We start from the raw sequence: 14,465 nt of genomic DNA, 5'->3' as shown, positions 1-14,465 counted from the left end.
CACGGTCGCATATGGAACCAAGCCTAGCCCGCTATATCTGGACGCACACCAAAAAGCAGCAGGTCTGGATATTGATGATCGTCCTGCTTTCGATGATCCCGTATTTCATATCCTTCGACCTGCCGAAGCTGATCGTCAACGGCCCAATTCAGGGCAAGGGCTTCGAGCAGCCGGGCGCGACCCAGGCATTCATGAGGCTACACTATGACCTGCCGTTGGTTGGAGAGGTCCAGTTCTTCTCCGGTTTTCAGCTCGACCGCACGCAGACGCTGTTTGCCCTGAGCGTTGTGTTCCTCTTGCTGGTCGTCATCAACGGCCTGTTCAAACTCTACATCAACACCTACAAGGGCCGGCTCGGCGAACGCATGCTCCGGCGCATCCGCTTCGATCTGGTCGATCGTGTGCTGCGGTTTCCGCCGATTTACTTCAAACGGGTGAAATCCGCCGAAGTGGCGACCATGGTGAAGGACGAGGTGGAGCCGCTGGGCGGCTTCATCGGCGATGCCTTCCTGCAGCCGGTGCTGCTCGGCGGCCAGGCGCTGACGGCCATGCTGTTCATCATGGTCCAGAACGTCTGGCTCGGGATGATAGCGGGCGTGATCGTTGTGATTCAGATCGTGCTCATCCCGCGAATGCGGCGGCGGCTGATCGTGCTGGGGCGCGAACGGCAGCTGACGGCGCGCGCGCTCTCGGGCCGGGTTGGGGAAATCGTCGACGGCATCGGCGCGGTTCACGTCCACGATACTTCAAATTACGAACGCGCCGACATTGCTGCCCGGCTCGGGCTCATCTTCAAGATCCGCTTCGATCTTTACCAGTGGAAATTCATGGTAAAGTTCCTCAACAATTTTCTCGCGCAGGTCACGCCCTTTTTATTCTACATGATCGGCGGCTACCTGGTCATCCAGGGGCGGCTGGACGTCGGCCAGCTCGTGGCCGTGATCAGCGCCTACAAGGACCTGCCCGGACCGATGAAGGAACTGATCGACTGGGATCAGGCCCGGCAGGACGTCCAAGTCAAATATCAGCAGGTCGTTGAACAATTCACCGTCGAGGATCTCATCGCGCCGACAATTGGGGCATTGACGATCGACGCTCCCGCTCCGATGACCAACCCCCTGTCGGCGATCAATCTGTCCATCGCAGACGATGGCGGTGCAATGCTCCTCGACCGTATCTCCCTCCAGGTCAAGCCGGGTGAGACGGTGGCGCTGGTCAGTACCGGAACGGGTGGAGCGGAGGCGCTTGCAGAAGCCTTCGCGCGGCTGAGCTGGCCGGACAGCGGAAAGGTCGCTTCGGGCGCCGACGACCTGCTTGAACTCCCCGAAGCGGTGACCGGCCGGCGCATGTCCTATGCCTCATCCGACGTTTTCCTGTTCCATGCAAGCCTGCGCGATAATCTGCTCTACGGGTTGAAGCATGCGCCGCTCAAACCGGTGTCGTATGACGGTTCTGCGGCAGACCAGCACCGCTGGAACATGCACGAGGCGCGCCGGTCGGGTAATCCGGATATCGACATCAACAGCGACTGGATCGACTATGCTGCCGCCGGCGCCACCGGCCAGCAGGACCTCTTTGAAGCGGTGCGCCGGGTGCTCGACGCGGTTGTTCTGTCGCGCGACATTCTGGATCTTGGCTTGCGCTCATCGGCTGACCTCACGCGTCACACGGAACTCGCCAGCCGGATCGTCGAACTGCGTACGGCACTGCGAACCCGGCTGGAACAGGAAGGGCTGAGCGGACTGGTGGTTCCTTTCGAACCGGGTGCCTACAACAAGGAAGCAAGCATCGGCCAAAACCTGCTCTTCGGTGCTGCCGCCGGCCCGGAACTGGCCGACAAGGCTCTAGCGGGCAATTCCTATTTCGCTTCTGTGCTGAGGGAAGCCGGCCTCGATCGCATCCTCTACGAAATGGGCATGGAGATCGCAGAACAGGCGATCGAGTTGTTCGCCGACTTGCCGCCCGATCATCACTTCTTCCAGCAGCTCGCCTTCATGAGCGCCGAGGAGATACCCGCCTACGAAAGCTTGCTGCAACGGCTCAAGAACCGCCCCTACGAGGCGGTCTCGGAGAGCGACCGTGCCATGATCGTCACCTTGAGCTTTGCCTATATCGAGCCCCGGCATCGATTCGGCCTGCTGAGCGACGAGCTGATGAGCAAGATCGTCGCTGCACGCAACCGGTTCTATGAGAACCTGCCGCCCGAGCTGCAAAATGCGATCGAACGGTACGATCCCGACAAATACATTGCCGCGGCCACCGTCATGGATAACGTCCTGTTCGGGCGCGTGGGCAACAACCATCCCGACGCGCCGGACCGCATACGCTCCATCGTCTATGACATTCTTGACGAACTGGGGCTTTATTCCGAACTTCTGGATGTCGGCCTGGACTTCAACGTCGGCGCCGGCGGCAGGCGGCTGACCGCTGGACAGCGACAGAAGCTCGATGTTGCCCGGGCCCTGCTCAAGCGTCCTGATTTTCTCATTCTCAACCGGCCGCTGTCGGCGCTCGACCAGCGTGTGCAGGACAAGGTGCTGCGGAACGTGCTCGAGGAAGCCAGGTGCGACGGCCATTCGCCGGCAATCGTGTGGGTCGTGACGAATCCGGCAATGGGGATGATGTTCGATCGCGTTATCGTCTTCGACTCGGGCCAATTGGTGGAAGACGGAACGCACGAGACACTTTTGGCAGGGAAGAGTATCTTCAAGGAACTGCTGTCGTAGAAGCAACGGTCATTCGGATGGGAAAATTCTGCCGCTGGGAATTTGCTGCAAGATCAAGGAATTCGGCGAAAAGCGCAGCGGGACCACATCTGCGCCGAAAACCCGAAGGATTTTGCGCAAATCACCCGGCTCTCCGCGTTGCCGGCTGGCGGACGCCCATTTTGTCGGGCCGCTGGCTCGACTGCGGGCTCGCCATCTTTCGCATGGTTCGACCCGCCATTGCGGAAACAGAATTCACTCTGTCTGGGCGTCGGTTGCTCTCATCTGGCAAACGCGAATTTGAGAAGGGTTGCGACAATGCTGCTCAAGGATGAAGTTGGAATGCTGCAGCGCGTTCCCTTGTTCTCCGGCATCGAAGCGACAAAGCTCAAGCTGCTTGCATTTACGTCCGATCGGGTGAGCTACAGCGCCGGCCAAATCCTTTTCCGGCAGGGCGACGAGGGAGACGCCGCCTATGTTATCCTTTCAGGCACGGCGGATATTCTGGTCGATTCCGATAGCGGACCAATAAAAGTTGCAGAACTGGCGCCGAATTCGATTGTTGGCGAGATCGCGATATTGTGCAACAGCTCCCGCACTGCGACCGTCAGGGCGGCAAGTCCGCTGGAAGCCTTGAAAATCAACAAGGATCATTTCCTGAGGCTTATGAAGGAGTTCCCGGAGATGACCATCGAGATATTGCGGGTTCTTGCCGATCGGCTAAGCCATACGACCGCGGATCTGATCGACGCACGAAACGCCTAGCAGCAGTTTGTTTGGCTACGACGGGCCGAAGGAGCAGCATGGATTTCCTGGTCAGGTTTTGGGGCGTGCGCGGCAGCATCTCGGTATCGGGACCAGAATTCGCTCGCTACGGCGGCAATACAATCTGCATTGAGATGCGATGCGGCAAGCATACGCTTCTGTTCGACGCGGGCTCTGGACTACGGCCTGCCGGGAGAGCGCTTCGGGCGTCAGGCGTGACCGATTTCGATCTGCTTTTCACCCATTGCCACTACGATCACATTATCGGGCTGCCGGCTTTTGCGCCGATCTATGACCGCAGCGTTAAGGTTGCGCTTTGGTCCGGGCATCTTGCAGGGCGCATGACGACCCGGCAGATGATCGATGAGTTCATGCGGCCGCCATGGTTCCCGGTGAAACTGGATATCTGCAAGGCAAGGCTCGACTGTCACGATTTTGCTTCCGGAGACGTGCTTCGGCCGCGCGAGGGGGTTGTGGTGCGAACCGCCAGCCTTCTTCATCCGGGCGGCTGCATAGGCTACCGGGTCGAATGGGGCGGACGCGTCGTGGCGGTGATCACGGATACTGAGCACGAGCCGGGCAAACTCGACCAGGCGGTGCTCGGCTTGATCGAAGATGCCGACCTCGTCATTTACGATTGCACCTACACCGAGGAGGAAATGGAACATCGCCGCGGCAACGGGCACTCGACATGGCAACAGGGCGTCAAGCTCTGTGAGGCTGCCGGTGCGCGGGGGCTTGCGCTGTTTCACCACGATCCGGCACGCACCGATGAGGAACTGGACGCGATGGAGAAACTGGCCAAAGACAGGTTTGCCGGCGCCTTTGCCGCGCGGGACGGCCAGACGCTCACGTTTCCAGTTTCATTGCACAAGAAGCGCTGAGTTATTTTGCTCTATCTTGTTGTTTGACGCGGTTCCGGACAGAAAACCGCTCACATTTTTCCTGGATTTGCTGTACCGGCGCTGCGCCCGATCAATGCCCTGATCGGAAGCCAGGCGCAGGCTTCGGTCTGTGCGGCGACTGTGAACAGCCGTTCGAGGAAAAGCCAGGCCGATTCATCATGTACGAGATGGTGGGTGAGCAGGCCGACCGGTTCGCCACCGTCGAACGCATGCTGCAATTGCGCAACGATGGCCTGAACCAATAGGCCATGATCGCGACAGCCGCGCGTGCCATGCCAATCCATGATGTCGACATTGCTGTTGACGACCGCCACTGAAGCCGGCTTCGACGGACCAAAGGCGGATAACGCCGCAAATCCTATCGATCCAAGCTCGGATACCAGGCCGGGGTCGATCCTGTTCCAGGGCGGCACCAGCATCGGAACGGCACGAGCGCCGTGCAGCCCGCTTACGCGCGACAGCCCGCTAGCCAGCTCATCGAGCACCGCCTCGCGCGGCCGATGCCGGCCGAGCTCCTGCTTTTTCTGGCCCTCGGGCGCATGATTCCGATGCGCCCAGCCGTGGATGGCGACCGTGACATGCGGCGCCTCGTCGAGCCGGACGACAAGCTTCTCATCGGTCAGCGCCGGAATGACGGCCAGAGTGAGCGCAACCGCGAATTCACGGGTGAGGTCCAGCAGCCGATCAAGCGCAGGCGTCGGATCCACGGCGTCATCGTCGCGCAGCCAGAACTCCGCCTTACGGTCCGCCCGTTGCCAGCGCGCCAGTTCTTCCACCAAGGGCTGCCAGATCTGATCGGATGTCATGCAACGGGGATCTTCGCAAGAAGTTCGGCCAGACGCGCCGCTGCAGTATCGAGGGATCGTTCTTCGAGGATGAAACGTCTGGCTTCGCCGGACATGAGCGCCCTTTCGTCGTCACGGACCAGAAGCCTTTCAATGGCAGAACTGAACGCCGCCACATCGCCCGGCGGGGTGAGAAGCCCGGTCTGGCCATCCCGCACCACCTCCGGAACGCCGGCGATGTCCTGAGCCACCACTGGAAGGCCGGCGGCCTGTGCTTCAAGATAGGCAAGGCCATAGGCCTCGCCACAACCCGGCCAGACGTAAATTCCTCCATTGTAGAGGACATCCGGCACGGCGGCCGGCTCGATCGCGCCAAGCCATTCGACACGGTCGGCGGGCAAGCCGGCGAACTGCGCTTTGACCTCGTCTCGGGCAGGGCCGTCCCCGACGACCGACATGGTCCAGGGCAGGTGGCGGATCGGACCGAGCGCTTGCGCCAGCATGCGATAGCTTTCGACTTTGTCGCCCGGGCGCATCATGGCAATGGTGACCAGGCGTGTCGGACAAGTGCTTGCCGGTGTTTCCCGGAATAGCGATGTGTCGATGAAGGGCGAAAGCATGCCGAAAGCGGCGTCGGGAATCGCGTCGATCAGTCCCCGACGGTCCCTCTGCGTGAAGCAGATGTTCAGCGCTGCCCGTTCGACGGCTCCCACCACCAACGCTTGCGCCTCGGCCCACAAACCGGTGCTGCGCCGCCTCGAATAGGAGGCTTCCGCAGTCACGTAGGGGAGGGCAAAGGCCGAAGCCAGCTCAGGGCCGATCAGGTCGGGCGCCTTGTAATAGGGATGATAGGAGAACCAGAGATCGGGCTTGCCGTCACGATCCCAAAGCTCTGTCAGCCGCGCGACTTCCTCTCGGGCCTCGGCCTTGAGCGCATCGAAACTTTTCGAGTCCGGTTCGCGTAGATAAAAACGCAATTCGGATGCCAGTTCGACGCGATGTCCTTCATGCTCCAGCGCCTTGACCAGCATCCGTGCCATCTGGCGGTCGCCGGAGGCAACGGCATGATTGGGCGACTTTAGCGGCGCGTAGAAGGCAATTCGCATCGCTGGACCCTATCATTGGAAAGCCTGTGCAAGTCAATTTGGAAGCATGATCGACTTTCACCATCAAGCAGTGGAATGTGCTATCTGATGCTCATGGGAACAGCTGCGGCGTCCGACCCGTTTGTCGCTTCTTTGCCGGTCTTCGCAAAATTCGAAAGCGTTGCCGATATCGACAACTATCGGCCTCTCCCCGATGGTTGGGCGCTGGCCACCGCCGATATCGTCGGCTCGACCAAGGCGATCGAGGCCGGGCGTTATAAAACCGTCAACATGGCTGGCGCCAGCGTCATTTCGGCGTTGCTCAACGCGCTGGGTCGGCAAGATCTTCCCTTTGTCTTCGGCGGCGACGGCGCGCTCGTGGCGTTTCCCGGCTCGGCGCTGGAGATCACCAGCAAGGCGCTGGCGGCTGTCCAGAGATGGGCGGCGGACGAACTGGACCTGACCTTGCGTGCCGCAATCGTGCCGATAGCGGATATAAGAGCGCAAGGGCTCGACGTTCGCGTGGCGAGGTTCCAAGCCTCCGAAGCGGTTTTCTATGCCATGTTCGCCGGCGGTGGCGGCAGTTGGGCGGAGGCCCAGATGAAAGCGGGGCGCTACCGCATCGGTCCTGCGCCGGCCGACGCGCGGCCGGATCTGACCGGTCTCTCGTGCCGCTGGAGCCCGATCGACGCCCGGCATGGCGAAATCGTCTCGATCATAGCCGTACCGGGTGCCTCGCGCGATTTGCGCGGTTTTCAGGTCCTGACTTCCGACATCATCGGCCTTGCCGGCGGACAGGAACGCGGTGGCCATCCGGTGCCGGCCGATGGGCCGGCCTACAGTTTTTCGCCCGCCGGCCTCGATCTGGAGGCGCGGGCCGTCGCGCCGGCGGGACGGCGGTGGCTGTCGAAGCTGTGGATACTGTTCCTGCTGTCGCTTGCGGCTGTCACCGATCGGTATGGCTGGACGATCGGCCGTTTCGATCCAAGGATCTACAAACGCGACGTGGCCAGCAATTCGGATTTCCGGAAGTTCGACGACGGCTTGAAGATGACCATCGACGTGGACGCGGATGTGTTGCAACGGATCGAGAACCGGCTGAAACAGGCGGAAGAGGCGGGCATTTGCAGCTATGGCCTGCACCGCCAGCAATCGGCCTTGATGACCTGTCTCGTCGCCTCGCCGCTGCAGCGCGACCACGTTCATTTCATCGATGGCGCCGCTGGCGGCTACGCGATGGCTGCCGCGAGCCTGAAGGCGAAGGTGTCGGTCTGACGGCTTGCGGAGGTGCATTTTCCGCAATATGCCTCGAGGTCTTGGGTGACGGAAGGCAGATTTTTGGACGCCTCACAATCGATATATGACCGTCTTCTGAAGCGGATTTCGACGCGCGCCGCGCAAGTCGGCGTGATCGGACTGGGCTATGTCGGGTTGCCGCTTGCGGTTGCGATCGCACGCGCCGGCTTCCCGGTTTACGGCTTCGACATCGAAGCCCAGAAGGTCGAGAGCCTGAACAACGGCCAATCCTACATTGAGGCTGTGACGTCGACAGCCCTTGCCGGCCAGGTGGCGAGCGGACGGTTCCGCGCCACTGCGGATTTTGCCGAACTGGCCGTCTGCGATGTCGTCATCATCTGCGTTCCGACACCGCTGACGAAAAACCGTGAACCGGACCTCTCCTTTGTCAGGAACACGGCAGGCACCATCGCGAAGCATCTGCTTCCCGGCCAACTGATCGTGCTGGAATCGACCACCTATCCCGGCACCACCGACGACGTGATCAAGCCCATACTGGAAGAAACCGGCTTGCAGTCGAAGAAAGATTTCTACCTCGGCTTCTCGCCCGAACGCGAGGATCCCGGCAACCGCAGCTTTGAAGTCGCGACGATCCCCAAGGTCGTGGCAGGCGACGGCATTGAAGCGGCAACGCTGGTGCAGGCTTTCTACCAGGGCGTGGTCGAGACCGTCGTTCCGGTTACCAGCACGGCGACAGCCGAAGCCGTCAAGCTGACGGAAAACATCTTCCGCTCGGTCAATATAGCCCTGGTCAACGAGTTGAAGGTCGTGCTCGGCGCGATGGGCATCGACATCTGGGAGGTTATCGAGGCGGCAAAGAGCAAGCCCTTCGGCTACATGCCTTTCTATCCCGGCCCCGGTCTTGGCGGGCACTGCGTTCCGATCGATCCCTTCTACCTGACGTGGAAGGCGCGCGAATACGAACTGCCGACCCGCTTCATCGAACTGGCGGCAGAGATCAACACGGCTATGCCGCGTCATGTGGTCGATGAACTGGCGAAAGCGCTGGATCGGCGTTGCGGCAAGGCACTCAGCCGCTCGCGAATTCTCATCATCGGGCTCGCCTACAAGAAGAACGTGCCCGACATCCGGGAAAGTCCTTCATTACGGCTCATTGAGCTCATCGAGGAATGGGGCGGCAGGGCAGAATTCCACGATCCGCATGTTGCCGAGATACCGACCACACGGGAGCATATGGCGCTCAAGGGGCGCCGCTCGATCGAATTGACCGAGGCCGCCTTGAAGGATTTCGATGCTGTCGTCGTGGCAACCGACCACGACGCGATCGACTATCAGGCGATCGCTGATCACGCTCTTCTGGTCGTCGACACACGCAATGTTTTTGGTCGCCTCGGGCTGGCCCGAGACACGGTGGTGAAGGCCTGAGGCGTGTGAGCCGGCGAATCTTTCACCCGCTGTCAGGATCGTGGTTGCATTCCGCCGACGGGCTCAACACATAATGCCCCGGAAGGTAGAAGCAGTTGCGCCTGCTCCTTGCCTGCAAGGACAGCGTTCGAGAAATTCTTCGCCGGCTTTGCAGCTGAAGCCGGCTTCATTGACTTCGAGGGTCCTGTATCTAAGTCGTTGGCGAACTGTTTTATGGACGGATCAAACGATAATGGCTCCGTCTTCGACGGGTTTCGAGATCGCATGAGCACAGCGCAAGCAGAGATTTCCACCATTCTCATGGACAAGGTTGCCGATTGGCTGACCCAATCGGCGCTGGCGGGCAACGACCTGGAAACGTTGGTAAAGGGCTTTTGCGAACGGCTAGCTGCTGCCGGCCTGCCGCTGAAGCGGGTGCATCTGAGCTTTTCGATGCTTCATCCGCTTTATGACGCGCTTGGCTTCACCTGGCTTCGCGGCCATGGCATGGAAGTGGAAGGCTTCCGCAATAAGGGCGGCGTGCCGTCCGACAGGTTCCTGACCAGTCCATACTTCCATCTGCTCAGCAACAAGCTCGACCATCTGCGGCGCCGGTTGGACACGTCCGTGCCGTCGGAGTTTCCTGTTTTCGATGAACTCAGGCTTATGGGCATCACCGACTACATGGCTTTCGTCCATCCCTTCGGCGGCAGCACCAGTCAGGGCATGATGGGCTCCTGGTCCACCGACAGCGCCGCAGGCTTCAGCGACAGCATGATTTCGGCGCTGCTGCGCATCCAGAACCATCTCGCTATCGCAACCAAGATGGCGGTGCTCACCAAGCTCGCCGACAACATGATGACCACCTATCTCGGCGGCGACGCCGGCAGGCGCGTGCTTGACGGCCAGATCAAGCGCGGCGAGGGCGATACCATCCGGGCCGCACTGGTCATGGCCGATATGCGCGGGTCGTCAAGGCTCGCCGAAACCTCCGGCCGCGAAATCTATATCGACACGCTGAACCAGTTTTTCGACGCCGTAGCTGCACCGTTCAATCGCAATGGCGGGCAGATCATGAGTTTCATAGGTGATGGCTTTATTGCGGTCTATCCTTGCGAAAGGCACCGCTCGCAGTCCGAGATCGCCTGCCAAGCTGCTCTTGCAGCAGCGCACAAGGCCACGGCGCGCGTGATGGATCTCAATTTGCATAGAAAAGAAAAGGGACTGTCGGAGATAAAGTTTGGCATCGGCCTGCATGTCGGCAATGTGATGTTCGGCAATGTCGGGCTTACCGACCGGCTGACATTCTCCGTCTTCGGCGCGGCTGTGAACGAGGTCCAGCGCCTCCAGATCTTCACTAAGAAATATCCTCACAGCGTCCTGGCCAGCGAACACTTCGCCAGCTATTGCGGCGCCAGCAAATGGCTGACGCTCGGCAAGGAAGAACTGCCCGGCATCAAGCAGAAGCTGACGGTGCTTTCACCCGATCTCTCGGGTGCTCTCGCAGTCGATGAAGACGCTGCGCTGGAGCCGATTTACGGCCGGAGATCGGACGCCGAGCAGGTCATGCTGCTTCATCGCGATACCGCGCGGCTGTCGGCAGGTGACCCCAGAAAGCTCCAGTAAACTGGCAAACCTGTTCCGAATGGCTCCAAAGCCAGTCCGGTTGCCGGTTCCGCCTCAGGCGACCGCTTCGAATCCAAGTTGCTCTAGGCTGGCAATGCGTTAGTCTCACCTCGGACCTGCCAGAGTGGGGCTGGTGTGGAATGAATTCGGGTGTTGATCTGCTGCGGATCGAGGATGTTGGCATCTCCTTTGCCATCATCGGGGGACCGTTGCATGCCGTCAGGCGCGCAAACCTTCGCGTCCTGCCCGGCAAGGTTACCGCGCTTGTGGGCGAGTCCGGCTCCGGAAAATCGGTTCTCAGCCAGGCAGTGATGGGCATTTTGCCGGCATCAGCCCATGTTCGCGGCCGTATCCTGTTTTCCGATCCTGAACGGCCCGGCACGACGCAGGATATACTGAAGATGCCGCGCGATGGACCCGAGATACGGGCGTTTAGAGGCAGCCGCATCGGCAAGATCTTTCAGGAGCCGATGACATCGCTGTCGCCGCTGCACACGATCGGCAACCAGGTCAGCGAGTCCTTGCAGATTCATACACCCATGTCTCGGGCGGAGCGCAAGGCACGGACCGAGGAAATGCTCGGCCTTGTCGGCTTTCCCAATCCCAAGCGCGCCTATGACATGTATCCCTTTGAGCTTTCGGGAGGATTGCGTCAGCGCGCAATGATCGCGATGGCGCTTATCTGCCGGCCCGCCCTGTTGATCGCCGACGAGCCGACGACGGCATTGGACGTCACCATCCAGGCGCAGATCCTGCAATTGCTGCGCGGGCTTCAGACCAAGCTCAATATGGCGATGCTGCTGATCACCCACGACCTCGGCGTGGTCGCCAATGTCGCCGACGAGGTGGTGGTCATGTACCATGGCGAGATCATGGAAGCGGGACCTGTCGAGGCGATATTCCGCCGGCCAGGTCACCCTTACCTGAAGGGCCTGATGGCGGCCGTTCCGCATTTCGACCTGAAGCCGGGCGAACGGCTAAAGGCGCTCCGCGAGGTGCCGGTGAATGTCGGGAACCTGCTCGGCAAGCAAACGGCACCGGCATCGACGGGGCCGGACGACATCCTGCTGTCGGTCAGGGATCTGAAAAAGGTCTTCACCATCCGCAAGTCCGGATGGTTCGGCGGCGATCATCAAACCTCCGTGCGTGCCGTGGACGGCGTGAGCTTCGATATCAGGCGGGGTGAGTGCCTGGGCCTGGTCGGCGAAAGCGGTTCCGGCAAGACCACTGTCAGCAAAATCCTCATGCGGGCTGTCACCCCAAGCGGCGGCTCTGTGACCTTCAACGGTCGCGACGGACCGATCGACGTCTTGGCAGGCGAGGGAGACACCCTGCGCATGCTGCGCGCCAAAATCCAGATGGTCTTCCAAGATCCGGTTTCGTCGCTTTCGCCTCGCATGACGGTGGAGAACATCTTGAGCGAGCCGCTGGAAATCCATCAACGTGGCGATGCCGCGTCCCGGCTGGCCACGGTCAAAAGCCTGATGCAGGCAATCGGACTCGATCCGCGCTTTATCAAGCGCTATCCGCACAGTTTCTCCGGCGGGCAGCGTCAGCGTATCGGCATCGCACGCGCCTTGGCGCTGGGACCCGAACTGCTGATCTGCGACGAGCCGGTTTCGGCGCTCGATGTCTCTGTCCAGGCGCAGATCCTGAACCTTCTGAAAGACCTGCAGAAGGAATTGGGCCTGACCTACCTGTTCATATCCCACAATCTCGCGGTGGTGGACTACATGGCTGACCGCATCGCGGTCATGTGCGGCGGGCGTATCGTCGAGCTTGCCCCGCGCGAAATTCTGCTCAGGAAACCGATCCACCCCTACACGCGCTCACTGGTCGCCGCAGTACCCTTCCCGGATCTCGACCGGCCGATGGATTTCAAGACGCTGAAGCTCAGCGGCGCTTCCGACACCAGCGCATGGGGACCGCAATTCCGGGACGAGGGCGACGCGGATACGCTGTCACCCCTCGATCTTGGCGGCGGCCACCTCGTGCTGGCTCGACGTTCGGCCAATGTCAGCGAGCTACGCCATTGATCAGCCGGCGCACAGTCCTTGGGCTGATGGCTTCGGCATTTCTGCCGGGCACGTTGCGCGCCGGCGATCTGGAACCGGAATTTCTTCAGGCGCAGTTGAAGGCCAAGGCGCTGCCGGCACTCGCCGAACGCCTGCCCAAGAGCCCGCGCGCGTTGAATCTCGCTGCGATGGGCCGGCAGCCCGGCCAGTATGGCGGCACGCTGCGCACGATCATCGGCAGCCAGAAAGATATCCGGATGATGACCATCTACGGGTATGCTCGCCTGGTCGGCTACGACGAAAAGCTCAACATGCAACCCGACATTCTCGAAAGCTTCGACGTCGCGGATGATCGCATCTTCACTTTCAAGATCCGGGAAGGACATAAATGGTCTGACGGCAGCCTGCTGACGCCTGAGGATTTTCGCTATTGCTGGGAAGATGTCTGGCTGAACGATGAGCTTTCGCAAGGCGGGCTCGCTCCGGCCTTGCTGGCGGACGGCAAGGCGCCCCGCTTCGAGATCGTCGATCCGCTGACGGTCCGCTATAGTTGGGATGCGCCCAATCCCGACTTCCTGCCCAAGCTCGCTGCTGCTTCGCCGCTGTCGCTTGTTCTGCCGGCCGCCTATCTCAAGCAGTTCCACAAGAAGTACCAGGATCCATTCCGGCTCGCCGGCCTGATGAAGGAGAACCGGGCCCAGAAATGGACGCTCCTGCATATCCGCATGTCGCGTCAGTATCGCCCGGAAAACCCGGATCTGCCGACGCTCGATCCCTGGCAGAACCGGACCAAGCCGCCGGCCGAGCAGTTCATCTTCGAGCGGAACCCGTTCTTTCATCGGATAGACGAGAACGGGCGGCAACTGCCCTATGTTGACCGGATCGTATTGAATGTGAGCTCGTCGGCGATCATTTCCGCCAAGACCGGTGCGGGCGAGAGCGACCTGCAATGCATGGGAATCGACTTTTCCGATTACGCCTTCCTGAAGGACGCGGAGAAGCGCTACCCGGTGAAGATGCATCTGTGGAAACGCACACAGGGTTCGCGGCTGGCGCTGCTGCCCAATCTGAATTGTGCCGACCAGGTGTGGCGTGGCCTTCTTCGCGACGTGCGGGTGCGCCGCGCACTTTCGCTCGCTGTGAACAGGCGCGAGATCAATTTGGCCGTGTTCTACGGATTGGCGCAGGAAAGTGCCGATACGGTCCTGCCGGAGAGCCCGCTCTACCGGCCGGAATTCGCGAAAGCCTGGGTCGCCCACGATCCTGACCAAGCCAATGCCCTGCTCGACGAGGTCGGGCTCCAGGCGCGTGACGATGACGGCCTGCGGATACTTCCCGATGGACGCCCGGCGCAGATCCTGGTGGAAACGGCCGGCGAAAGCACGCTGGAAACCGACGCGCTTGAACTCATTACCGATCACTGGCGCAAGATCGGCATCGCGCTGTTCATCCGCACTTCCCAGCGCGACATCTTCCGCAGCCGCGCGCTTGGCGGCCAGATCATGATGTCGATGTGGTCGGGCATCGACAATGGCGTGGCGACCGCAGACATGAACCCGTACCAGCTGGCCCCCACCATGGACGACCAGCTGCAATGGCCGCTCTGGGGTGCTCACTACTTGTCTCACGGCACGCTCGGCGAGGCGCCCGATCTTCCGCCTGTGGTCGAGCTGATGGCTTTGCTCAAACGCTGGAACGCGTCGACCGAACCCACCGAGCGCGCCGAAATCTGGAATTCAATGCTGTCGATCTACACCGATCAGGTGTTTTCGATCGGCACGGTCAACGGAACATATCAGCCGGTTCTGGCATCCGCGCGGCTGCGCAATCTGCCTGACAAGGCGCTCTACGGCTACGACCCGACCGCCTATTTCGGTGTCTACATGCCGGATACATTCTGGCTTGGAGAGTCCTGAGC

10 protein-coding genes are annotated in these 14,465 nt (G+C 60.8%); 8 read left to right on the top strand and 2 right to left on the bottom strand.

Annotated elements, in window-relative coordinates; translation table 11 throughout:
- Positions 1-11: 11 nt before the first annotated feature.
- From EN818_RS05350 to EN818_RS05340, 3 genes are all read left to right on the top strand, one after another.
- A complete protein-coding gene (locus tag EN818_RS05350; protein WP_129553785.1) occupies positions 12-2,726 on the top strand; it encodes an ABC transporter ATP-binding protein in 2,715 nt (904 codons plus the stop codon).
- A gap of 297 nt (positions 2,727-3,023) precedes the next feature.
- Positions 3,024-3,470: a cyclic nucleotide-binding domain-containing protein gene (locus tag EN818_RS05345; RefSeq protein ID WP_095804379.1), complete on the top strand. Its 447-nt coding sequence runs from the start codon at positions 3,024-3,026 to the stop codon at positions 3,468-3,470.
- A gap of 38 nt (positions 3,471-3,508) precedes the next feature.
- Entirely contained in the window at positions 3,509-4,354 is an 846-nt protein-coding gene (locus tag EN818_RS05340) for an MBL fold metallo-hydrolase (protein ID WP_129553786.1), read from the top strand.
- Between the two features lie 50 nt (positions 4,355-4,404).
- Here EN818_RS05340 and EN818_RS05335 read toward each other — a convergent pair whose 3' ends face one another.
- Positions 4,405-5,181, bottom strand: a complete 777-nt coding sequence (locus tag EN818_RS05335) for a polysaccharide deacetylase family protein (protein ID WP_135904109.1) — start codon at positions 5,179-5,181, stop codon at positions 4,405-4,407.
- The gene (locus EN818_RS05330) at positions 5,178-6,266 is read right to left on the bottom strand and encodes a glycosyltransferase family 4 protein (protein ID WP_129553788.1); all 1,089 of its coding nucleotides are present in this window, start codon (positions 6,264-6,266) and stop codon (positions 5,178-5,180) included. Before EN818_RS05330 ends, EN818_RS05335 begins: the two co-directional genes overlap by 4 nt.
- Positions 6,267-6,341: 75 nt before the next feature.
- Between EN818_RS05330 and EN818_RS05325 the strand changes: the two genes are divergently transcribed.
- The 5 genes from EN818_RS05325 (at position 6,342) to EN818_RS05305 (ending at position 14,463) form a co-directional block, all read left to right on the top strand.
- Complete coding sequence (locus EN818_RS05325) at positions 6,342-7,520, top strand: DUF3095 domain-containing protein (RefSeq protein WP_095804375.1); 1,179 nt, start codon at positions 6,342-6,344, stop codon at positions 7,518-7,520.
- A gap of 63 nt (positions 7,521-7,583) precedes the next feature.
- On the top strand, positions 7,584-8,927 hold the full coding sequence (locus EN818_RS05320; protein ID WP_095804908.1) for a nucleotide sugar dehydrogenase: 1,344 nt from the start codon (positions 7,584-7,586) through the stop codon (positions 8,925-8,927).
- A gap of 264 nt (positions 8,928-9,191) precedes the next feature.
- Entirely contained in the window at positions 9,192-10,532 is a 1,341-nt protein-coding gene (locus EN818_RS05315) for an adenylate/guanylate cyclase domain-containing protein (RefSeq protein WP_095804374.1), read from the top strand.
- A 140-nt stretch (positions 10,533-10,672) separates the two neighbouring features.
- On the top strand, positions 10,673-12,568 hold the full coding sequence (locus tag EN818_RS05310; protein ID WP_095804373.1) for an ABC transporter ATP-binding protein: 1,896 nt from the start codon (positions 10,673-10,675) through the stop codon (positions 12,566-12,568).
- Positions 12,565-14,463, top strand: a complete 1,899-nt coding sequence (locus EN818_RS05305) for an ABC transporter substrate-binding protein (protein WP_095804372.1) — start codon at positions 12,565-12,567, stop codon at positions 14,461-14,463. Before EN818_RS05310 ends, EN818_RS05305 begins: the two co-directional genes overlap by 4 nt.
- Positions 14,464-14,465: the final 2 nt, after the last annotated feature.

The sequence above is a fragment of the Mesorhizobium sp. M3A.F.Ca.ET.175.01.1.1 genome (genome assembly GCF_004791945.1).
Classification (GTDB): Bacteria; Pseudomonadota; Alphaproteobacteria; order Rhizobiales; family Rhizobiaceae; genus Mesorhizobium.
The sequence above is the reverse complement of the archived record's forward strand: the minus strand, read 5'-3'. Positions and strand labels throughout refer to the sequence as shown.

Coding starts and splice junctions, on each gene's coding strand:
- EN818_RS05325 (WP_095804375.1), top strand. CDS start 6,342: ATGTGCTATCTGATGCTCATGGGAACAGCTGCGGCGTCCGACCCGTTT.
- EN818_RS05345 (WP_095804379.1), top strand. CDS start 3,024: ATGCTGCTCAAGGATGAAGTTGGAATGCTGCAGCGCGTTCCCTTGTTC.
- EN818_RS05350 (WP_129553785.1), top strand. CDS start 12: ATGGAACCAAGCCTAGCCCGCTATATCTGGACGCACACCAAAAAGCAG.
- EN818_RS05310 (WP_095804373.1), top strand. CDS start 10,673: ATGAATTCGGGTGTTGATCTGCTGCGGATCGAGGATGTTGGCATCTCC.
- EN818_RS05335 (WP_135904109.1), bottom strand. CDS start 5,181: ATGACATCCGATCAGATCTGGCAGCCCTTGGTGGAAGAACTGGCGCGC.
- EN818_RS05340 (WP_129553786.1), top strand. CDS start 3,509: ATGGATTTCCTGGTCAGGTTTTGGGGCGTGCGCGGCAGCATCTCGGTA.
- EN818_RS05330 (WP_129553788.1), bottom strand. CDS start 6,266: ATGCGAATTGCCTTCTACGCGCCGCTAAAGTCGCCCAATCATGCCGTT.
- EN818_RS05315 (WP_095804374.1), top strand. CDS start 9,192: ATGAGCACAGCGCAAGCAGAGATTTCCACCATTCTCATGGACAAGGTT.